At 70.2% G+C, this 21781-nt stretch carries 15 protein-coding genes and 2 pseudogenes; 12 read left to right on the forward strand and 5 right to left on the reverse strand.

From position 1 onward, the window contains the following. Nucleotides 1-139: 139 nt before the first annotated feature. The 6 genes and pseudogenes from ABD317_RS03360 (at nt 140) to ABD317_RS03385 (ending at nt 9024) form a co-directional block, all read left to right on the forward strand. Nucleotides 140-3763, forward strand: a complete 3624-nt coding sequence (locus tag ABD317_RS03360) for a chondroitinase-B domain-containing protein (RefSeq protein ID WP_344287648.1) — start codon at nt 140-142, stop codon at nt 3761-3763. Nucleotides 3764-3917: 154 nt separating this feature from the next. Further along, nucleotides 3918-5201 carry a discoidin domain-containing protein gene (locus tag ABD317_RS03365; protein WP_344287672.1) on the forward strand — a complete coding sequence of 428 codons (1284 nt, stop codon included), beginning with the start codon at nt 3918-3920 and terminating at the stop codon, nt 5199-5201. A 444-nt stretch (nt 5202-5645) separates the two neighbouring features. Next, a complete protein-coding gene (locus tag ABD317_RS03370) occupies nt 5646-5996 on the forward strand; it encodes a MerR family transcriptional regulator (protein ID WP_344287649.1) in 351 nt (116 codons plus the stop codon). Nucleotides 5997-6346: 350 nt separating this feature from the next. Continuing rightward, a complete protein-coding gene (locus ABD317_RS03375) occupies nt 6347-7429 on the forward strand; it encodes a pentapeptide repeat-containing protein (RefSeq protein WP_344287650.1) in 1083 nt (360 codons plus the stop codon). Between the two features lie 49 nt (nt 7430-7478). Then, a pseudogene (locus ABD317_RS03380) lies at nt 7479-7745 on the forward strand (IS5/IS1182 family transposase); the annotation flags it as partial. Nucleotides 7746-7875: 130 nt separating this feature from the next. Beyond that, nucleotides 7876-9024 (forward strand): amidohydrolase family protein, encoded by a 1149-nt coding sequence (locus ABD317_RS03385; protein ID WP_344287652.1) that lies wholly within the window; start codon nt 7876-7878, stop codon nt 9022-9024. 25 nt (nt 9025-9049) lie between these two features. On the opposite strand, the pseudogene ABD317_RS03390 reads toward ABD317_RS03385, so the two are convergent. Beyond that, nucleotides 9050-9154 (reverse strand): annotated as a pseudogene (locus tag ABD317_RS03390) (IS5/IS1182 family transposase); the annotation flags it as partial. A 243-nt stretch (nt 9155-9397) separates the two neighbouring features. Here ABD317_RS03390 and ABD317_RS03395 point away from each other — a divergent pair. After that, on the forward strand, nt 9398-9985 hold the full coding sequence (locus ABD317_RS03395) for a hypothetical protein (protein WP_344287654.1): 588 nt from the start codon (nt 9398-9400) through the stop codon (nt 9983-9985). Nucleotides 9986-10093: 108 nt separating this feature from the next. Here ABD317_RS03395 and ABD317_RS03400 read toward each other — a convergent pair whose 3' ends face one another. Further along, a complete protein-coding gene (locus tag ABD317_RS03400; RefSeq protein WP_344287656.1) occupies nt 10094-10705 on the reverse strand; it encodes a TRADD-N-associated membrane domain-containing protein in 612 nt (203 codons plus the stop codon). Nucleotides 10706-11202: 497 nt separating this feature from the next. Between ABD317_RS03400 and ABD317_RS03405 the strand changes: the two genes are divergently transcribed. Then, on the forward strand, nt 11203-11838 hold the full coding sequence (locus tag ABD317_RS03405) for a hypothetical protein (protein ID WP_344287658.1): 636 nt from the start codon (nt 11203-11205) through the stop codon (nt 11836-11838). Nucleotides 11839-12009: 171 nt separating this feature from the next. Continuing rightward, a complete protein-coding gene (locus ABD317_RS03410; RefSeq protein ID WP_344287660.1) occupies nt 12010-12759 on the forward strand; it encodes an SIR2 family NAD-dependent protein deacylase in 750 nt (249 codons plus the stop codon). Nucleotides 12760-12849: 90 nt separating this feature from the next. Here ABD317_RS03410 and ABD317_RS03420 read toward each other — a convergent pair whose 3' ends face one another. The 3 genes from ABD317_RS03420 to hydA form a co-directional block, all read right to left on the reverse strand. Continuing rightward, a complete protein-coding gene (locus ABD317_RS03420; protein WP_425582260.1) occupies nt 12850-14232 on the reverse strand; it encodes an RNA-guided endonuclease InsQ/TnpB family protein in 1383 nt (460 codons plus the stop codon). Between the two features lie 173 nt (nt 14233-14405). After that, the gene (locus tag ABD317_RS03425) at nt 14406-15425 is read right to left on the reverse strand and encodes a TIGR03842 family LLM class F420-dependent oxidoreductase (RefSeq protein WP_027752360.1); all 1020 of its coding nucleotides are present in this window, start codon (nt 15423-15425) and stop codon (nt 14406-14408) included. 88 nt (nt 15426-15513) lie between these two features. Beyond that, on the reverse strand, nt 15514-16914 hold the full coding sequence (hydA, locus tag ABD317_RS03430; RefSeq protein WP_344287663.1) for a dihydropyrimidinase: 1401 nt from the start codon (nt 16912-16914) through the stop codon (nt 15514-15516). Between the two features lie 278 nt (nt 16915-17192). Here hydA and lanKC point away from each other — a divergent pair, with 278 nt between their 5' ends. The 3 genes from lanKC to ABD317_RS03445 all read left to right on the forward strand — a co-directional run. Then, nucleotides 17193-19916, forward strand: a complete 2724-nt coding sequence (gene lanKC, locus ABD317_RS03435) for a class III lanthionine synthetase LanKC (RefSeq protein ID WP_344287665.1) — start codon at nt 17193-17195, stop codon at nt 19914-19916. A 22-nt stretch (nt 19917-19938) separates the two neighbouring features. Then, nucleotides 19939-20055 (forward strand): SapB/AmfS family lanthipeptide, encoded by a 117-nt coding sequence (locus tag ABD317_RS03440; protein WP_106963025.1) that lies wholly within the window; start codon nt 19939-19941, stop codon nt 20053-20055. Between the two features lie 114 nt (nt 20056-20169). Continuing rightward, nucleotides 20170-21781 (forward strand): ATP-binding cassette domain-containing protein (locus ABD317_RS03445; protein WP_344287667.1); only part of this gene is annotated, 1612 nt, incomplete at its 3' end.

Consider the following 21781-nt stretch of genomic DNA (forward strand, 5'->3'; position numbering starts at 1 on the left):
CCTCGCGACATTCCCCCGCAACCGTTCAGCACCAGGTCGCGCACCGTGGCTGACCTGGTGCTTTCAACCACAGTGAGGCCCAGTGAGACGACTGTATCGTGCGCTTCTGGTGGGCTTGTTAGCCCTCGGAGTCTCGGCCGTGTACCACCCGGTCGCGTCGGCCGAGCCGGGTTCCCGGCTACCGGTCGCGGACGTCGTGGCCAGCGACGACGACGGCAACGTGGCCGCCAACACCCTCGACGACGATCTGAGCACCCGCTGGTCCGCCGAGGGCGACGGGGTGTGGATCCGCTACGACCTCGGCTCCGCACAGACCATCGGCTCGACCTCCCTGGCCTGGCACCAGGGAGACACCAGAAACAGCACCTTCGACGTCGAGGTGTCCGACGACGGATCGTCCTGGACGCCGGTCCTGACCCAGAAGAGGAGCAGCGGCACCACACTCCAGCCGGAGAACTACGACTTCGCCGACGTCTCGGCCCGCTACCTGCGCATTGTCGGCTACGGCAACACCGGCAACGACTGGACCAGCATCACCGAGACGGCGATCTACGGCGCCGACGGCAGCGGCGGCTCCTGCCAGTACCCGGCCGACGTGCTGGACCTGACGAACTGGTACATCGGGCTGCCGATCGGCGACGAGGAGTCGCCGACCAACGTCGAGCAGCCGGAACTCGACACGTTCGCGATCGACCCGTGGTTCATCGCGACGGAGGACTGCGACGCCGTCCGGTTCCGCGCCGCCGTCAACGGCGTCACCACCAGCGGCTCCAGCTATCCCCGCTCGGAGCTGCGCGAGATGACGGACTCGGGGCAGGAGAAGGCGGCCTGGTCGTCGACGTCTGGCACGCACACGATGGTGATCGACCAGGCCATCACGGCTCTGCCCGAGGACAAGCCGGAGGTCGTCGCCGGACAGATCCACGACTCCGACGACGACGTCTCGGTCTTCCGCCTGGAAGGCGAGAAGCTCTACGTCACCAGTCCCGACGACAGCAACTACTACCTGGTGGACGAGAACTACGAGCTGGGCACGAGGTTCGAGGCGAAGTTCGTGGTCAGCGACGGCGAGATCGAGGCTTACTACAACGGCGAGCTGCAGACCACGCTCTCGGAGGACTTCTCCGGCGCCTACTTCAAGGCGGGCGCGTACACCCAGGCCAACTGCGAACGCTCGTCGCCGTGCAGCGACGACAACTACGGCCAGGTGGAGATCTACGGCCTGAACGTCACGCACGACGACGGCCAGGGAACCGAGGACCCGGCCCAGGCGGCCGAGCGGTACGGCTGGGGCGAGCCGCTGCCGGTCTCCGACGAGTTCGACTACACCGGCCCGGTGGACCCCGCGAAGTGGGATGTGCCGTCCGGCAGCGTCGGCGGCACGGCGCAGTGCTGGGAGGGGCACGCCGGAAACGGCCGCCGGTGCGGGAAGAACAGCACCGTCGGCGACGGAATCCTCACCATGCACGGCGAGGAGAACGGCGACACGGGATGGATCAGGCAGAACCTTGACACCCAGTACGGCCGCTGGGAGATCCGGTCGCGCTCACGCAACATCGGCTCCGACGGCGGCCTCTACCATCCCCTGCACCTGATCTGGCCCACCGCCGGCAACCGGCTGGAGAACGGGGAGTACGACTGGGTCGAGTACACGAACCCCGACGCGCAGTGCCTCGGGGCGTGGCTGCACTACCCGCAGAGCCCGTCGGACAAGAAGGTGCACCGCGAACTCTGCCCCGTGGACATGACGGAGTGGCACAACTTCGCGTTCGAGTGGACGCCGGAGGCGCTGGTCGGCTACGTCGACGGTGAGGAATGGTTCCGGCTGGCGGACGGCGCGGACTCCGAGCGGGGGGACATCCAGTCGATGCCGCTGGGGAACCTCGTCATCCAGCTCGACAACTTCACCGGCGACAGCGGTCTCCGCGAGGCGGTGTTCGAGGTCGACTGGGTACGGACGTATCCGGTCACGCCGTCCGGCGGCGGCTCTCCGGGATCTCCGGTGCCGGTCACGGACGTCGTGGCCAGCACCGACGACGGCAACGTGGCCGCCAACACCCTGGACAACGATCTGAGCACCCGCTGGTCCGCCGAGGGCGACGGGGTGTGGATCCGCTACGACCTCGGCTCGGCACAGACCATCGGCTCGACCTCCCTGGCCTGGCACCAGGGAGACACCAGAAACAGCACCTTCGACGTCGAGGTGTCCGACGACGGATCGTCCTGGACACCCGTCCTGACGGGCAGGAGCAGCAGCGGCACCACCCTCCAGCCCGAGAACTACGACTTCGCCGACACCACCGCCCGCTACCTGCGCATCGTCGGCCACGGGAACACCAGCAACGACTGGACCAGCATCACCGAGACCACGATCCACGGCGCCGACGGCGGGGGCGGCGGGGATCCGGGCCCGGGCCCGGGCCGCACCGTCCCGGTCGCGGACTCGGACCAGTTGCAGGACGCGCTGGGGGACGCGCGCGCCGGGGACCGCATCGTGCTCGCGGACGGTCCCTACTCGATCGGCAAGATGACCGGCAGGAACGGGACCGCCGACCAGCCCATCACCGTCGTCGCGGAGAACCGCGGCCGGGCGGTGATCGAGGACGGGCAGCTGGAGGTTCTCGACTCCTCGTACGTCACCTTCGAGGGTCTGACGTGGACGAACAGCGACACGTTGAAGGTCACCGGCTCGAACCACGTGCGCCTGACCCGCAACCACTTCCGGCTGACCGAGGAGTCCTCGCTGAAGTGGGTGATCATCCAGGGCGCGGACAGCCACCACAACCGGATCGACCACAACCTGTTCGAGGAGAAGCACGAGCGGGGAAACTTCATCACCATCGACGGGTCCGAGGACCAGCAGTCGCAACACGACCGCATCGACCACAACCACTTCCGCGACATCGGCCCCCGCGCGGAGAACGAGATGGAAGCCGTCCGGGTCGGCTGGAGCGGGATCTCGCAGTCGAGCGGGTTCACCGTCGTCGAGTCGAACCTCTTCGAGAACTGCGACGGCGATCCGGAGATCGTCTCCGTGAAGAGCAACGACAACATCGTCCGCTACAACACGTTCCGCACCTCGCAGGGCGTGCTGTCGCAGCGGCACGGCAACCGCGGCTCCTTCTACGGCAACCACTTCCTCGGGGAGGGCAAGGAGGGAACCGGAGGAATCCGGATCTACGGCCAGGACCACAAGATCTACAACAACTACTTCGAGGGCCTGACCGGCTCCGGCTACGACGCCGCGCTCCAGATCGACGGCGGCGACGTGGACAACTCGGGCGCGCTGAATGCGCACTGGCGCGTCTACCGGGCGATCGTCGTGAACAACACCTTCGTGGACAACGTGTCGAACATCGAGGTCGGCGCCAACTACGACCTCGCGCCGGTCGACTCGGTCATCGCCGACAACGTGGTCGCAGGAGACCGCGGCAAGCTGATCAACGAGCTCATGACGCCGGAGGACATGGCCTACGCCGGCAACATCGCGTGGCCGACCGGATCGGCCACCGTCGGCGTCGACGAGCCCTCCGACGCCGTCCGTACCGTCGATCCGCTGCTGTCCCCCGACGGACCGCTGCACCGGATCGGCGCCGGAAGCCCGGCGATCGACGGCGGCACCGGCGGCTACGGGTTCGTCACCGACGACATGGACGGCCAGCCCCGCACCGGCGTCGTCGACGCCGGAGCCGACGAGCGGTCGTCGTCCGCTGTCACGCGGGCCCCGCTGACCGCGTCCGACGTCGGTCCCGGCGCCGCGTAGGACGCGCGGCACGGCCGGTGGCGGCCCGGCCCGTCACCGGTCGTGCCCGTCGCGCCGGACACTCCTCCCCGACCCCAGAGGATCTCCCCAAGGAGACGCAGTGAACGATCTCAACGCCCCCTTACCTCCCCCGGCAGGCATACCGGTGAGACGCATGCTCACCGCCGCGCTGTGCGCGTGCGTCACGCTCGGCTCGCTGGTGCTGCTCGGCCCGGCGGCATCGGCGGCGACGCTGCCCATCACCTCGGTGACGGCCAGCTCCGACGACGGCAACGAGCCGGACAACACTATCGACGGCGACCTGTCCACCCGCTGGTCGGCGGCCGGCGACGGCGTCTGGATCCGCTTCGACCTCGGCTCGGTCACCACCGTCGACTCGGTGTCGCTGGCCTGGTACGACGGCGACAGCCGGAGAGCGACGTTCGACGTCCGGCTCTCCGAGGACGGCTCGACGTGGACGACCGTACTGTCCCGGGCGACCAGCAGCGGCACCACACGCAGCCTGGAGACGTACAACTTCGCCGACGCGCCCGCCCGCTACGTGCAGATCGTCGGACACGGCAACGACTCCTCCGACTCGGCCAAGTGGACGAGCATCACGGAGGCGGCCGTCTCCGCCCCCGGCGACGACCCGCCCCCGCCCGAACAGTCCCTCGGCGTCGGCGGCGTGGCGACCCCGCCCGGCGCGATCCTGGTCCCGGACCAGGATTCCAGGTACGAGATCGAATCCGGCGGCACGTCGGCCGACCCCAAGGTCTACGACTGCCAGGGCAACACCATCCACGGCGGCGTACGGATCGAAGCCGACCACGTGGTCATCCAGAACTGCTACGTGGACGCCGAGCAGCAGTACGGCATCTACTCGGACAACAACACCAACGTGACCATCCAGAACAACGACATCAAGGGCGTCGAGGGCCCCGGAGACCTCAACGCCATCACCTTCTTCGGCGACCGACACAAGATCCTCTACAACACCGCCGTCAACTTCGTGACCGGCGACCCGGGCGACAGCCACACCGACTTCATCCAGACCTGGGTGTCCGACTCGCACCCCATCGCGAGTGACGACGTGCAGATACGCGGCAACAAGGCCGTCGGCCCCCCGAACCCGGACCGCGAGGACAGCGTCCCGAGCATCCACCAGTGGCTCATGGTCGAGGACTACGGCCGCGGCGGGAACTCCGGCGGCAACACCGACGGGATGCGGAACTGGATCGTCGCGGACAACGAGATGGGCGACAGCTGGAACCAGTCCATCAAGCTGGACGGCCCGGACGACGTGTCCATCACCCGCAACAACTTCGCGGGCTCCTCGACCCGGGTCATGGAGGTGACCTCGGCCTCGACGGGCGTGAAGTTCTACAGCGACAACCGGGTCGGCGAGGACTACGGGCGGGTCGGCATGACGGTGACCCCGGGCGAAGGCCCCCCGTGACGGTCCACGCGGGAGACCACCCTTACGGCTGGAACCGCGGTAGAAGTCCGTACGCCTGCAGCGAAGGAAATCTGTCGTGGCTGCAGTAGACATCGGGCTGTCGCAGTGCTAGCGTTTCTCTCGTAGCCAGGAAGTCAAAGAGGGCACGGAGACACGAACTGCCGTGCATAGCAGGACCAGCAGTACAGCCGAGTAACCGAAGGAAGAAGGAGCAGACGCCATCAGGATCGCCCGGGCGAGGACGACGTCCGCCCGGGTACCGCAGGCCCCGGATTGGAAGGTGGTCCCCGGTCACGCATCCGCGATCCCCGCAGCCCGCCCGTTCGACGGCACCTGCGGACACAGAGGCCGGCGCAGTCAGCCGGTAGATGGTGTTGAACGCTCGGGGCCCGGGTGCCAGGACGGCATCCGGGCCCCCCGACGTGTCGTGGAAAGAAGAGGTTTATGCCCCCTGCCGACGCCAGGCCCACCATCCCCCTCGATGACGACGATTACCCCGCCTACACCATGGGCCGGGCCGCCGAGATGCTCGGCACCACCCCCGCCTTCCTCCGCGCCCTCGGCGAACAACGCCTGATCACCCCCCTGCGCTCCGAAGGCGGCCACCGCCGCTTCTCCCGCTACCAACTGCGCATAGCCGCCCGCGCCCGAGAACTCGTCGACAACGGCACCGCCATCGAAGCCGCCTGCCGCATCATCATCCTCGAAGACCAGCTCGAAGAAGCCCAGCGCATCAACGACCAGCTACGCGCCCAGGACGGCGACGGCGAGCCGCAGCCGAAGACGTCCACCTGACCCAGCCCCCGGTCACGTTGTGCTTGCGGTGCCGAGCCCGCGACCTGCGCCTGCGAGTCCTCCAGCCCTCCAGCGGCAGCGGCACACCTACCGGGCCACCGCAGGAGCCCGGGTGACTTCACCCTGTGGGTGAGCGCTTACCGAACTTTCGTTCCCTCGCCAGCGTGGGTCGAGGCATGAGCCAGGTGCAGAGGGCGGCCACGACGGACATGCCGCGGCGGGTTCGGCCCAGTCGTATCCGCGGGGGCGGTGCAGGTTGCGGCTGCGATCAGCAAGTGCGTGCTTCCTGAGCCGGAGGTGGTACAGGCTGGGCTACGGCTGTGTGGGGCGGAGCCGAAAGGGCGTGAGTGATGGAGGGCAACGGCGAGGGGCGGACAAGTGAAGCTCCGCGGCGACAGGGACTGGACTGGGCTCGCCGGGTCGAACTCGCCTCGGTGCTCATCGCCTCCCTCGTCGCCGCGGTGGGCCTGTGGTACTCCTCCGCGCAGGTCCGCGAGGAGCTGCAGATCAGCAAGGAAGGCCAGATCACCGACCGCTACAACGCCGCCGTGACGAACCTCGGCAGCGACACGATGGAAGTACGCCTGGGCGGTGTCTACGCGCTGCAGCGCATCATGCAGGACTCGCCCCGCGACCACCCCGGCATCGCCAACGTGCTGACCACGTACGTCCGCGCCCACGCCGACCGGCCACCGCAGAAGGGGGCACCGATTGCCGCGGACATACAGGCCGCACTGAGCGTGATCGCGACCCGGGACCCGGCCCATGACGACTACTTCGTCCCCGACCTGCGCGCGGCCCGGCTACCCGGCGTCGACCTGGGCCACCGCGTCCCCTACCCAGAACTCCGCCCCTTCGACCCGGACGACTACCGTCCTGCCCGCTTAGAGGACGCCATCCTCACCGACGCGGATCTGACGCGTGCGACCCTCACCAGGGCCCGACTGCACCACGCGAACCTGACCGGAGCGGACCTGACGGGGGCGAACCTCGACGCTGCCGATCTCAGCCGGGCCTTCTTGCCCCAAACGGATCTCAGCGATGCCTACCTCGTCGGTGCCGATCTGTCCGGTGCATCGCTCGGCGGCGCCGATATGGCCGAGACGCAGCTGTTCAAAGCGAATCTGACCGGGGCGAGACTGGGTGGGGCGAACCTGAAGGGCGCCAACCTCAAAGGGGCGAACCTGCAACAGGCCAGCTTCCGCGACGCCCACCTGCAGGACGCGTTTCTGGCCAACACGAACATGAAGGACGCAGACCTGACCGGGGCCGACCTGACGGGGGCCGACGTGGCCGGTGCGGACCTCACGGGCGCTTCCGTAACGGCCGACCAGCTCACCGCGGCCCACGTCTCCTCCACGACCACGCTGCCGTCCCGTATTGCGGACCATCCGGATGTCCGGGCAAGGATCGCCGACTACGAAGGGCCGTGAGCCGCAGCCGACGTCCCTCTAGTAGATAGCGAAGAGGGCTTCCTCCAGGAGGCGACCCAGGAGCCTGCCCCGCCGGAAACCCGACTGGCTCTTCGCCGACCGCGGCTACGACCACGACGTCTACCGCGACCAGGTCCGCGACCGAGGCATCGTGCCCGCCATCGCCCACCGCGGTACCCGGCACGGCACCGGACCGGGCGTCTACCGGTGGGTCGTCGAGCGCACATTCGCCTGGCTCCACGGCTTCCGACGCCTGCGGTTCCTCAAACTCGCCTGCTGCCTCATCACCCATCGACAGCTCGGCACATTCTGTTAGCCGCTGTTAGCAGAGCGCGTGAGCAGCTTTTTAACGTTCGTCTCAGGTTCGCTCGGTAGCAAGTAGGCATGCGGATAAGCGATGCAATCCGTATGCAGGAGGCTAGTAACGCCTGAAGAGAGGGACTGACATGAAGCCCATGGGACGCCGCGGCTTTCTCACCGCCAGCACGGCACTTGGCATTGGTGCCGGCTTGTCCACGTACGCCATTGTCTCGGAAGTGAGCGAGAACGAGACTTCCGACAAGACTTCCGACAAGACTTCGGACATTTCACGGCGGGACCAGGACCTGCCCTTCATCGGCACGGAGGAGACCTTTTCGACTCCCACGTTGTTGAAGCTGAACTCCATCAATCAGGATCACATAGCGTTCCTTGAGGAAATTGGTCTTTCGGATCTGGGCCAACGCCGCATCGGCGATATGGATGCGGGGGGACTCAACGTTCAGATCCTCTCTGCTCATACACCCTCCGTACAAAATGTCCCTGGGCAGAGGGGCATCGACCTTGCCCATCGTCTCAACCGGCAACTTGCAGACGGGGCAATCGCCACATATCCGGACCGCTTCAAGGCTTTCGCCACCTTGCCCTTGCAGAGCCCGGAGGCGGCGGCGGACGAACTGGAACGCTCGGTTCGGGAAGATGGCTTCTTGGGCGCACTGACCAACGGACACATCGCGAAGAAGTATCTCGATCATCCCGATTTCGAGCCTGTGCTGGCACGTGCCGTTGCTCTCGATGTGCCGATCTACCTGCATCCCGGCTATCCGGCTGACGAGGTCTTCAAGGTCTACTACAGCACCACACGGTCTAAGTACAAGGAAGAGTACCAGGACTACATTTTCAGTGGGTCTGGATATGGCTGGCACCAGGAGGTGCTGACCCAATGCATTCGGATGATCGCGTACGGGGTTTTCGACAGATTCCCCAAACTGAAAATCATCATCGGCCACATGGGTGAAGGTCTTCCCTTCTACTACGAGCGGATCGTCAATGACATGGGCGAGCCGACCAAAGACTCGCTCGAGAAGCCCATCGGACAATACTTCCAGGAAAACTTCTGGGTCACAACCAGCGCATTCCCCCAGACCGAACTGCTCGATCTCCTGCTGAAGTACATAAGCGTGGATCGGGTGATGTTCGCAACCGACTACCCGTTCGCGGACATAAAGGAGCAGACCGACTGGTTCCGCGGAGTCGATTTGCCACGCGAAGACAAGGAGAAGATTGCGTTCCGAAATGCGGAGAAACTGTTCAGAATGAAAGTGTCCGTGAAGTGATACGCCAGCGGATGCGCAGGCGTCAGAAGCCGTGGAGCCAGGCAGGTGTCCGCTCGACGACCCACCGGTAGGCGCCCGGTCCGGTGCCGTGCCGGGCGCCGCGGCGGGCGATGGCGGGCACGATGCCGCGGGCGCTGACCTTGCAGCACCTGCCGGTCCGGCAGCGGTCTGCGGGCCTGGATACCGGAAGCGGCGCTCCCGGCGCGGTGGCAGCGGCTCGATGCGCGCCCTCCGTCATACCGGCGTCGCATCCGCCATCAACCCGGCGACGGAGCCGGGTTCAGCCCGCGGAGTGATTCTTCGCGCGCCCATGGCTTGCCATATTCATTCCGGAATGGAATTGATCGCCGGTCTGCAGAAGCTGAGGACGCGCATGCCTCTCCCGCACGTCGATACCCCCGTTGTCGCCCGGCCCAGTCGGCTCCACTCGGCATGGCGGGCCGCCCACCGGCCCGTCACGGGTGTGTCGCGTCGCCTGCAACTCACCGCATACGCCGTACCCCTCGTCGTCCTGCCCTCAAGCCTGTGGCGGCTCCCGGCGGCGTTCGACGAGGGCGTCAGCTTCGGGGAGCGCATGTACATCCCCTCCCTATCCATCGTCTCCGAACTTCTCGCCTTCACCGCGATCGGACTCATCGCTCACTGGGGTGAGGTGTTCCCACGCTGGATCCCCCGCCTGCGCGGCCGCCGCGTCCCGACCAAGGCCGCGCTCATCCCAGCTGCCCTCGGAGCCACGATCCTCACGCTCACGTTCACCATCCTGGCCGTCGTCAACGAGATCCAGGGGACCACGATCCGCGGCGACGACCTGCCGGACGACTTCCCCGGCGAGGCCGGCGGCTGGGAAGCTGCCTGGTTCTACGTCTGCTACACACCACTGACCCTGTGGGGCCCGCTGCTTGGCGTACTGACCATCGCGTACTACAAGCGCCGTCGAGCCAACAGGTCTGCTGCGACATGAACGACGAGCAGCGCTACGTTCGACACCGTGTAGACCTTGAACGCAGCGCCCAGCCGCGGCGGAGTGACCGCGCACCGGCGCTCCCCGGGGGTGTTCGGCGGGCAGGGCTCAGGGGGTGGAGTCGTTGCCTGGTTCGATCTCGTCGGGCGGGGGTGTTGCCTGTTCGGGCAGGAGTCGGTCGACCATGATCTCCGGGCTCGGCTGCATGTCCAACGACTTCATCGCCGCGGCGGCGTTGAGCCGGTCACGCGCCGACGGGTCGTCGATCCGGTCGATCAGAGTGGTGGCCGTTTCCAGCTTGTGATCGAGGTCGATCTTCTCGTCGATGCGGTCGGCCTGCTCCGTCACATGAGCACGCGCGCGCCGTGCGTGCACCGCCAGTGCGCCTCCGCCGACCGTGATCAACGCACCGGTCAGGCTGGTGACCAGGGGCAGGTAGCTGAGATCAGGGTTGCCCGCGTGCACCAGCGCGAGGACCCCGCCGGCGAGGATCACGGCCGCGCCGCCGGTCATGAACCACACGCTCAGCCGAAAGGTCCACTCGGCCTGCTGCAGGGAGTGCTTCAGGAAGTCGAAGTAGAAGCGTTGCCGCTGTGCCGCGAGTGGCGGTGGTGACGGGGAGTCCGGCGACGCGGTGTCCGGTGGTGACGTCTGCGGGTATCCGTACGACCCGATGTTGACGGTGCCGCCCTCCCCTACGGCGATCGACCCGCCGGCCACAGAGCCGATACTCGGTCCGGATGACTCCGGGAGCGTCCCCGGGCCGCGGTCCCGGGTCGCCGGCTTGCTGTCGGGAGAGAGGTCATCGCCCTGCGGCTCGGGGCGGTCGCTCTGACCGGCCGTCACACCAATCCCCCGCCCTCTTCTTTGACGTTGCGTCAGCCTTCTTCAGCGTACCGCCAGAGCAGTTGGTGCGCACCGCTGACGAGCCTTTCCCCAGGCCCTGCGCACCGACGGTCCGGCAGCCGCGGTCACCGGGCCGGACGACGGGTTCGGCGGCGACGGTGGCCGCACCGGGGTCGAGGGCTGCCTCGATCCCGCACCTGCGACTGCGCGAAGTGACAAAGTCGTCGCCGCCGATTCCGCCGGTTCTTCGCCCCGTCACAAAGACCGCGCCGTCGCGACCGCATATGGTCGGGCCGGCCAACGCCCCTCGGGGGATCCTCAGCAGGACACCCTCGGGGCATCCTCAGCAGGAGCACCGAGAAGGGGGAAGAATGGCCAAGCGCAGTACACGGGCCAGGAGCGGCCTGCGTCGCCTGGCGCGGTGGAGATCTCGGATCGCGGCAGGGGCGACGCTGGCCGCCCTGACGACGACGCTGACCATGGGCATCTCGTCCCCGGCCCAGGCGGCCGTGGGCGATTGTCCCAGCGGATTGACGTGGAGCAACGTTTTCAACCCCCACTATCCCGAGTACGTGGCCTATGAGTACGTCGTCACTTCGGTGCGGCCCGAATTCCTGGTGAGTGAGGAGCGCGTCGTCGTCAACGGCACGAACAGCGAGATCACGGGAAGCTTCACATCATCGGTGTCGAAGACGTTCAGCCTGACCTCCAGCCTCGGCGCCAGTGCCTCGCTGTTCGGCTTCCTGAACGCCAACGTCAGCACGAGCATCACACAGAGCACGACGACCACGACCGGTGTCACGGCCACCGCGCCCGTTCCCCCGAACGGCCGGGTGGTCGGCCAGTACGGCGTCGAAGCGTACGCCGTGGACATCACCCTCCACGAGTACCGCTCCGTCCTCGGCCTCCCCGAAGACGCTGACAGCATCTGCTGGCGGGACCGCTCGACCGCGGGCACGAGCATCGCGCCAACGCACTACACCGGCTGGCGGGTCGTACCCGGCTGACAAGTCCAGCCACATCAACGGCGCCGAGGGCGACTGCGTCGAGTGGGCACCGGGCCACCGTGGCCGCCACCGCGGCCGCAACCGGCGCCGTTCCCGTCCGCGACAGCGGCCTCTCCCCTGCGGGAGAGGCCGCCTTCCCCCTTCCCGGGGCCCCCGCCCTACCCTGGGCGCATGTCCACGACGGCGGGTGACGGGCGGGGGCCGCTGGTGGCGATCCTCAGCGGGGCCGGGATCTCCACCGACTCCGGCATCCCCGACTACCGGGGGCCCAACGGGGTCTGGCGGCGGGATCCGGAGGCGCAGAAGCTCGTCACGTACGAGTACTACATGGCCGATCCGGAGATCCGGCGCCGGTCCTGGGTCATGCGGCGCGACGGCGCCGCCCGCGGGGCGCGGCCCAACGCCGCGCACGCGGCCGTCGCGGAGCTGGCGCGCTCCGGCACGCCGGTGCGGGTCGTCACGCAGAACGTCGACGGGCTGCACCAGCTCGCCGGGCTGCCCGAGCGCAAGGTGCTGGAGCTGCACGGGTCGTCCCGTACCGCGGTGTGCACGGCGTGTCCGTGGCGCGGGCCGATGGCCGAGACGCTGGAGCGGGTGGCGGCCGGGGAGGCGGATCCGGCGTGCCGGGAGTGCGGGGGGATCCTGAAGTCGGCGACGGTGATGTTCGGGCAGCCGCTCGATCCCGAGGTGCTGGCCACCGCGGTGGCGGTGGCCGAGGCCGCGGAGGTCTTCCTCGTGGTCGGCAGCAGCCTGCAGGTGCAGCCGGCGGCGTCGCTGGCGGGGCGGGCCGCGGCGGCGGGGGCCCGGCTGGTCGTGGTCAACGCCGAGCCCACGCCGTACGACCACCTTGCCGCCGAGGTCGTCCGGGAGCCGATCAGCGAGGCGCTGCCGCCCCTGCTGGCCCGGCTGGGCCGGGTGTGACCGCTTTCTCCCGCCTTCCCGACATCAGCAGGCTGTACAGGATCAGCGACGTGCCCAGGCCCACCGCCCAGCCGTAGTCCGCCAGCGGTTTCAGCAGCGGGATGAGGCCGTCCTCGGGGTACGGGCCGGAGGCGCCGGCGTCCGTGTGGGAGCCCCCGACAGCCAGCAGGCCGGCGACCGCGCCGAGGAGGCCTGCGTAGGTGTCGCCGAGCCAGACGAAGATTTGGAGTGTTCTCCCGCCTGGTGCTGGGAGATTCCCGCTTGCCTTGCGGCAGCGGGCTTGACGCGCTGAGCGCGCCTGACGACTGCCCTCCCGGCAGCCGGGACGAGCGCGTGGCCCATCCGGTACAGGTGCAGGACGTTTCGGGCCGCGTTGTAGTCGGCGTTGCCTGACCAGCCGCAGTCCGGGTTCTTGCACACGAACACGGCCTGGGACTCCCGGCTGCCGGGCGTGGTCAAGCCGCACGCCGAGCAGCGCCGGGAGGTACCGGGGGCAGGAACCTTGACCAGGGTACCGCCGTGCCGGGCGGTCTTGTACGCCAGCATGGCGACCGTCCGACCCCATGCCTCCCGGCTGATCGAGCGGTTCAGCCCGGACTTCTGGGCAACGTTCTTCCCCGGCTCCTCAACGGTGCCTCTGGCCGACCTGACCATGCTCGTGAGGGTGAGCGCCTCGACCACGACCGTGCCGTAGGTGCGGGCGATGGCGGTGGTCGTCTGATGCTGCCAGTGAAGGGCCCGGCGCTTGGCTTTCGCGCGCAGCCCTGCGATCTGGTCGTAGGTGCGGTGCAACCGGCGGCTGGTACGTTCGCCGGGCCTGCGGTGCCGCTTGCGCTGCGCGGCACGCTGCTCCAGACGCAGAAGCCTGGCCTTCTCCTTCTTCGTCAGCCACGCGCCGTGCTCGTACGTTCCGCCGTCCGAGAGGGCGAGAGGCACGGTGACACCCAGGTCGATGCCCACCTCCGGCCCGGGGTGCGGCTCGGGCCTGCCTTCCACCGCCTGGACTCGGAAGGCGATGTGCCAGCCGAGCGCATCCTTGATCAGCCTGGCGCCGGTGATCCGGCTCTCCGAGCTGGCGTGCCTGCCCACGGGCAGGTCCTTGGTCCACCGGAACCGCACCCGGCCCACCTTGGGGATGTTGACCATGCCCCAGCGCCGGTGCACGCGGGTGATGTTCAGGTCCCGGCCCTGCGGGATATCCACGGCCATCACCGTGCGGAACCGGCCCTTGAAGCCCGGGGCACCGGCGCGACCGCCCCAACAGTTCTGCCACGCCCGAACGTACGTCTTAAGTACCGCTTGCGCGGCCTGCGCGGGCAGGACTTCGAGAAAGCCGATGTCCTGGCGGGCCTGACGGATCGCCGCGTCCGCGTTCGCGAGACTCCGCTTCTCCCTCGGCATCATCTGCCACCAGGCATGCAGCAGGTTCCACAGAGTACGGGCTGCGTGCGCCTGCCCATCGGCCTTTAACACACCGGCAGGCGGAAGCGAAAGACGGGCACGGTGCCCGAACCACCGCGTCACAGGGGCGTCTTGGCTCACAATCGAGAACATAGCACCTGTGTGTGACACCGCGCTGAATTCACATTTCACTGCCGAGCGAGGAAACGGGGGGTTACGCGGCGTCGGCGGCCATGGGCCCTCCCTCAGCCCAGCGCCGGGATGACGTACTTCCCGTACGCGTCGACGGTGGACTCCTTCGCGTCGTGCATCGCGTAGATCGCGAACTGGTGCACGCCCAGCTCCCGCAGCCGGCGCAGCTTCTCCACGTGCGCCTCGACGGGGCCCAGGATGCAGAAGCGGTCCACGATGTCGTCCGGGACGAAGTCGGTGGAGGGGTTCCCGGCGCGGCCGTGGTGGGAGTAGTCGTAGCCCTGGCGCTGCTTGACGTACGCCGTAAGCGCCTCGGGGACGACGTCGGAGTGCTCGCCGTAGCGGTCGACGAGGTCGGCGACGTGGTTGCCGACCATGCCGCCGAACCAGCGGCACTGCTCGCGCGCGTGCGCCAGCGCCTCGGGGGTGCCGTCCGTGACGTACGCGGGGGCGGCGACGCAGACCGTCAGGTCGTCCGGGTCGCGGCCGGCCTGGGCGGCGGCGGTGCGTACGGCCTTGACCATGAACTCCGTGAGGTAGACGTCCGACAGCTGCAGGATGAAGCCGTCCGCGACCTGCCCGGCGAGCGCCAGCGCCTTCGGCCCGTACGCCGCCATCCACACCGGCAGCCGGCCGTTCTCGACCCACGGCAGCGTCAGCGTGGTGCCGGCCTCGCGGTCGACGACGGCCTCGCGGCCCTCGGCGAGGTCGCGGATGACGCGGATGGCGTCGCCGAGGCGGGCCAGGGTGTTCGGCGGACGGCCGGCGACGCGCATGGCGGAGTCGCCGCGGCCGATGCCGCAGACGGTGCGGTTGCCGTACATCTCGTTGAGGGTGGCGAAGGCGGAGGCGGTGACCTCCCAGGCGCGGGTGCCGGGGTTGGTGACCATGGGGCCGACGGTGAGCCGCTCGGTGTGCTCCAGGATGCGGCTGTAGATGACGTACGGCTCCTGCCACAGGACGGTGGAGTCGAACGTCCAGCCGTAGCGGAAGCCGTTGCGCTCGGCGCGGCGCATCAGGCCGACGACGGCGGATGCGGGCGGGTCGGTCTGCAGCACGAGTCCGAAATCCACTTCGGCCCCCTTCGGGAACAGTGCCGGATCGGGTGGGTCTGGAGGCTGGGTTCTCCGCGTACTCTGCGTATTCCGCGTTCTCCGCGTTCTACAGGAACTGGCAGGTGCCGCGCGGGACGTACTGGCCGTGCCCCGTCCGGCCGGTGAACTCCCGGCCGGCCAGGACGGTCTCGCCGCGGGACAGCACGGTCTCGACGCGCCCGGTGATCTCCTTGCCCTCGTACGCCGAGTAGTCGACGTTCATGTGGTGGGTGGCGGCGGAGAGCGTCTGGCGGGCCTCGGGGTCGTAGATGACGATGTCGGCGTCGGAGCCCGGGGCGATGGTGCCCTTGCGGGGGTAGAGGCCGAACATCCGGGCGGGCGTGGCGCAGGCGATGTCGATCCAGCGGCGGCGCGTGAGGTGTCCGTCGAGCACGGCCTGGTGGAGGAGGTCCATGCGGTTCTCCACGCCCGGCAGGCCGTTGGGGATCCGGGAGAAGTCGCCGCGGCCCAGCTCCTTCTGGTCCGTGAAGCAGAAGGGGCAGTGGTCGGTGGAGACGACCTGGAGGTCGTCGGTGCGCAGCCCGCGCCAGAGTGCGGCCTGGTGCTCGCGGGGGCGCAGCGGCGTGGAGCAGACGTACTTGGCGCCCTCGAAGTCCGGCTCGGCGAGGTTGTCGGTGGACAGGAACAGGTACTGCGGGCAGGTCTCGCCGAAGACCGGCAGGCCGGCGTCGCGGGCCTGCGCCAGTTCGGCGACGGCCTCCTCGGCGGAGACGTGCACGACGTAGAGCGGGCTGCCGGCGACGCGGGCGAGCTGGATGGCGCGGTGCGTGGCCTCGGCCTCCAGCAGCACCTTGCGTACCTCGCCGTGGTGGCGCGGGTCGGTCCTGCCGGCCTGCAGCGCCTGCTCGACGAGGACGTCGATGGCGATGCCGTTCTCGGCGTGCATCATGATCAGCCCGCCGTTGCCGGCGGCGCGCTGCATGGCGCGCAGGATCCGGCCGTCGTCGCTGTAGAAGACGCCGGGGTAGGCCATGAACATCTTGAAGGAGGTCACGCCCTCCTCGACCAGGCCGTCCATCTCCTTGAGGGTGTGCTCGTTGACGTCGGAGAGGATCATGTGGAAGCCGTAGTCGACGGCGCACTGCGCGTCGGCCTTCGCGTGCCAGGCGTCCAGGCCCTCGCGCAGCGCCTGCCCCTGCTTCTGGACGGCGAAGTCCACGATGGTGGTGGTGCCGCCCCAGGCGGCGGCGCGGGTGCCCGTCTCGAACGTGTCCGAGGCGAACGTGCCGCCGAAGGGCAGCTCCATGTGGGTGTGGACGTCCACCCCGCCCGGGATGACGTACTTGCCGGTGGCGTCGAGCGTGGCGGCGCCGGCGCGCCAGCCGGCGGCGGCGTCGCTGCCGTGTGCGGCGAGGGCGGCGACGCGGCCGTCCTCGACGAGTACGTCGGCGTGGATCTCGTCGGCGGCGGTGACGACCAGCCCGCCGGTGATGACTGTACGGCTCACGGCCTCTGCTCCCTTCCGGTGACGCGACGTCACCAGGGGTCTACACCCGTAGAGTCGAGCTGCGTGCGAAGACCGTAGAAGCATGGCACCGCACGCGGCAATACCGCGGCAGCCACCCTTCGGGGCCGCGTGGCGAGGACCGTACGCGCCGATCGTGCGCGCCGCACGCCGTACCCGTGCGTACTTCACTCCCTGTTCATGACAGCGGTGACTACTGCCGGTGCCCGTCCGGCTGCCATCCTTCCTGAGCGCAGTCGACGTGACGGCCTTGGGGGGAAATGGACAAGCGATACGAGGCGTTCTGCCTGGCCGACGAGTATTTCTACGAAACTCCGGACCGACTGACCGGCGCCGCCGACACCGCGGCCGGGCACTTTCCCGTCGCCCGCCGCGAGACCCCCGCGGGGTGGATCGACGCGTGGTCCGGCGACTGGCGCCAGTTGCAGCCGCTGGAGGATCGTGACTGGCCGGAGCAGGGCTGGAAGATCCACGTCTCGGCCCGCCTCGACAACGCCGACCGGGTCGGCACGCATATCTGGGATTACTGCGTGCCGCGCGGCATTCCCTTCAAGTTCGTACCGGGAAAGCAACTCCTCTATCTCCGCAACTCGAAGTACGCCAGCCGCACGATCAGCGGAAAGTTCGCCACGATATACCCCCGCGACGACGACATGCTGCACGCCGTACTGCAGGAGCTGGGCGAGCAGCTCGCCGCGGAGGAGGGCCCGTACATCCTCACCGATCTGCGCTGGCGGAACGGGCCGCTGCACGTGCGCTACGGCGGCTTCGCGCCACGCTACTGCGTCGGCGCCGACGGGGCGCTGGTGCCGGCCGTCGAGGGACCGGACGGCACGCTGATCCCCGACCGCAAGGACCCGGCGTTCAGCGTGCCCGACTGGGTGACGCTGCCCGGCTTCCTCGCACCGGAACTGGCCGCGCGCAACGCCACGACGACCACCGGCCTGCCGTACCGCATCGAGCGCGCCCTGCACTTCTCCAACGGCGGCGGCGTCTACGCGGGCACCGACCTGCGCGACGGCGCCCAGGTCGTGCTCAAGGAGGCCCGGCCGCACGCCGGGCTCGCCGCCGACGGCGCGGACGCGGTGGCCCGGCTGGAGCGGGAGAAGTCCGCGCTGGAGCGGCTGACCGGGCTGGGCGTCGCGCCGGGCGTCCGCGACTGGTTCGAGCTGGGCGGGCACCGCTTCCTTGTCATGGACTTCCTGCCCGGGCGGACCCTCAACTCCTTCTTCGCGGAGCGGCACCCCCTGCTGGCCGCCCGGCCGGACCCGGCCGAGGTGGCGTCGTACACCCGCTGGGCGGTACGGGTGCAGGGGGCGGTGGAGCGGGCCGTCGCCGCGGTGCACGGGCGGGGGCTGGTCTTCAACGACCTGCACATGTTCAACATCATGGTCGCGCCCGACGAGGACGACCCTTCGGTGGCGCTGGTCGACTTCGAGGCGGCGGCGCCGGTGGCGGCCGGGCCGCGGCAGATCGTGGCGCACCCCGGCTACGTCGCACCGGCCGACCGCGAGGGTTTCGCGATCGACCGCTACGCGCTGGCCTGCCTGCGGATCGCGCTGTTCCTGCCGATGACGACACTGCTGGCCGTCGACCGGCGCAAGGCGGCGCACCTGGCCCGGATCGCGGCGGAGCAGTTCCCGGAGCTGCCGGAGGCGTTCCTGCGGGAGGCGGTCGAGGAGATCGCCGGCGGACCGGCCGCGGGTGCGGCCGGCACCGGGGCGTCCCGGGCCGCCACGGCGGCGGCGAGACCCGGTGCGGGGGCCGCCGAGCCGCTGTTGCCGACCGAACCGGACGACTGGCCGCGCAGCCGCGCGGCCATGGCCCGGGCGCTGGCCGCCTCCGCGACCCCCGGGCGCGACGACCGCGTCTTCCCCGGCGACGTCGCCCAGTTCAACGACGGCGGCGGCCTCGGGCTCTCCTTCGGCGCCGCGGGCGTGCTGTACGCGCTGGCCGAGGCCGGCGCGCCGCGCAGCGAGGCCGGGGAGGAGTGGCTGCTGCGGCAGACCGCGGCACCGCCGCGCGGCACGCCGTTCGGGCTGTACGACGGGCTGCTCGGCGCGGCGTACGTCCTGGAGCGGCTCGGGCACGGCAAGCGGGCCCTCGACCTCACCGCGCGGGTGCTCGCCGAGAACTGGCACGGCCTCGCCGCACACCTGCACGGCGGGCTCGCCGGCGCCGGGCTGGTGCTCGACCACCTCGCGACCGCCTGCGGCGAGCCGTCCCTGCACGACCACGCCCTGCGCGCGGCGACGCTGCTGACCGAGCGGCTCGCCGCGGCGGACGCCGGGCCGACCGGGGACCCGGCCGGCCCGCGGCCGGGCCGGGGCGGCGAGCGCGCCGGTCTGCTGCACGGCTGGACCGGCCCGGCGCTGTTCTTCCTGCGGCTCCACGAGCGCACCGGCAACCCCGCCCTGCTGGACGCCGCCGCCCACGCGCTCCGCCGCGACCTCGACCGCTGCCGGGTCGACCGCACCGGCGGCCTCGTCGTCGACGAGGGCCACCGCACCATGCCGTACCTCGGCGACGGCAGCGCGGGCATCGCGACCGTGCTCGACGACTACCTCGCACACCGCGACGACGCGGACTTCGCCGAGGCCCGCGCCGCGGTGCTGCCCGCGGCCCGTATGCGCTACTACGCCCAACCCGGCCTGTTCCAGGGGCGGGCCGGGATGCTGCTGCACCTCGCCCGCACCGCGACCCCCGGCGTACGCCCCGGGGATCTCGCCGCCCAGGCCGCCGCGCTCTCCTGGTACGCCCTGCCGTACGGCGACGGGCTCGCCTTTCCCGGCGACCAGATGATGCGGCTGTCCATGGACCTGGCCACCGGAACCGCCGGCTGCCTGCTCGCGCTCGCCGCGGCGCAGCCCGGGAGCGGCGCCGGCCTGCCCTTCCTGTCGCCCGCGCACCGGCGCGGACGCCAGGCGGACCGGCCCCACGACGGGGCCGGAGCACCTGCACCATCCGGTAAGTCCCAGCAGTAACCGAGCCAACCAAGGAGAGATCATGGCGCTTCTCGACCTGCAGGCCCTTGAGGCAGCCGAGCAGACCAGCGGCGGCGACAGCAGCCTGAGCCTGCTGTGCGGCAAGCACAGCTCCCACAGCGTGCTGCTCTGCCTCTGACCGTCCCGCACAGAGTCCCCGGGCGCACACGACGGCGCCCGGGGCCGCGGGGTCCCGGCGCAGAGGGCTGACGACGGGAGGGGGCCGGACGGCGGGACGGCGGAACGGAGAGGCATGGAGCGGGACGGAGAACCGGCGGGTGGGACGCGGCGGCTGCTGGTACGGGCCGGGCGGCACAGCGGTGCGTACACCGCCGCACTCTGCCTGGTCACCACCGCCGCCGCGGGCGCGGCCCTGGCCCTGCCCGCGATGCTCGGCGTCGCCCTGGACCGGCTGCTCACCGACTCGCCCGGCGCCTCCCGCGCGCTCGCCCTGTGCGCCGCACTGACCGCGGCGGTCATCCTCCTCGACGCCGCCGAGACCGTGCTCAACGGCGTCACCACCGCCCGCACCACCGCCTGGCTGCGCCGCCGTCTGCTCGGCGCCGCACTCGCCACCGAGCCGCGGCACGCCGCCGAGGTGGCCACCGGCGACCTCGTCACCCGCGCCACCGGCAACGCCGCCCACGCCGGCGCCGCCCCGACCGCCGCCGCCTCCGCGTTCGGCGCGCTCCTCACCCCGGTCGGCGCGTTCGTCGCGCTGGCCGTCATCGATCCCTGGCTCGCCGTCGTCCTCGGCGTCGGCACGCCCGTACTCGTGCTCCTGCTGCGCGCGTTCGTCCGCAGCGCGGGCGACTGCGTGACCCGTTACCAGGAGGCGCAGGCCGCCATCGCCGCACGGCTGGCCGAGGCGCTGGCCGGCGCGCGGACGATCGCCGCCGCGGGCACCGTCGGCCGCGAGCGGAACCGCGCGCTGGGCCCGCTGCCGGAGCTCAGCCGGCACGGGCACCGGATGTGGCACGTGCAGGGCCGCGCCACCGCACAGGCGGCCGTCGTCGTGCCGCTGCTGCAACTCGCCGTCGTCGCGGTGGCCGGGCTGCGGCTGGGGGCGGGCCGGCTGAGCGTGGGCGAGCTGCTGGCGGCGGGCCGGTACGCGATGCTCGCCGGCGGCATCGGCGTCCTGGTGGGCCACGTCAACACCCTCGTACGCAGCCGGGCGGCGGCGCGCCGGCTGACGCCGGTGCTGCGGCTGCCCCCGATCCCGTACGGGACGGACGCCGCCCCGGCGCCGGGCGCCGGCGGCCGGCTGGAGCTGCGCGGGGTCACGGTGCGGCGCGGTGGGCGGGCCGTGCTGCACGGGCTGGACCTGACGGTGCCCGCGGGCGCGACGGTCGCGGTGGTGGGGCGTTCGGGTGCCGGCAAGTCGCTGCTCGCCGCGGTGGCGGGGCGGCTCACCGACCCGGACGCGGGCGACGTCCGCCTCGACGGCGTACCGCTGGCCGCCCTGGCGCGCACGGAGCTGCGGGCGGCGGTGGCGTACGCGTTCGCGCGCCCGTTCCTGCTCGGCGGCACGGTGGCCGAGGCTCTCGCGTACGCCGACGCCCGCACCCCGGTCGCGGCCGAGCGCGAGGTCGCGGCGGCGCAGGCGACCGACGCGGACGCGTTCGTACGGGCCCTGCCCGCCGGCTACGCCACCCCCGCCGCGGACGTGCCGCTGTCCGGGGGCGAGCTGCAACGCCTGGGCCTGGCCCGCGCCTTCGCCCGCGACGCGCGGCTGCTGATCATGGATGACGCGCTCTCCGGCCTCGACACCGCCACCGAACTCCGCATCGAGCGGGCGCTGCTGGCGCGGGCGGACGCTGACCGGCATGACTGCACGCGGCTGGGTCCTCTTCCTCCTCATGGGC

The sequence above is a fragment of the Streptomyces synnematoformans genome (assembly GCF_039531005.1).
Classification (GTDB): Bacteria; Actinomycetota; Actinomycetes; order Streptomycetales; family Streptomycetaceae; genus Streptomyces; species Streptomyces synnematoformans.